This window comes from Psychrobacter sp. W2-37-MNA-CIBAN-0211, assembly GCF_040309405.1.
Taxonomy (GTDB): Bacteria; Pseudomonadota; Gammaproteobacteria; order Pseudomonadales; family Moraxellaceae; genus Psychrobacter; species Psychrobacter glaciei.
The window spans coordinates 1-258 of sequence record NZ_JBEOOU010000356.1; the positions used below are offsets into that span (position 1 = coordinate 1).

Consider the following 258-nt stretch of genomic DNA (forward strand, 5'->3'; position numbering starts at 1 on the left):
GTGCAAAGTACTCCGCATCGCCATTTTCAACAGCAACGTACGCGTAATCTACAACGTCTTCACCTTGTAGGCCTTTAACTAAAGACATACAAAAACGAGCTGCTGCTGCACCCATTGATAAAGTAGCTGAACCGCCACCCGCTTTAGCATTTACAACTTCAGTACCCGCATTTTGGATACGTGGAGTAAGTGCTGCAACTTCTTCATCTGTAAAGCTCACGCCTTCAACTTGAGAAAGTAGAGGTAAAATAGTAGTAC

1 protein-coding gene is annotated in these 258 nt (G+C 44.2%); it reads right to left on the reverse strand.

Translation table 11 applies throughout. The features are described 5' to 3' along the window. A partial coding sequence (locus AAEY72_RS15495; protein ID WP_352311502.1) for a Rossmann-fold NAD(P)-binding domain-containing protein occupies positions 1-220 on the reverse strand: 220 nt, incomplete at its 3' end. Positions 221-258: the final 38 nt, after the last annotated feature.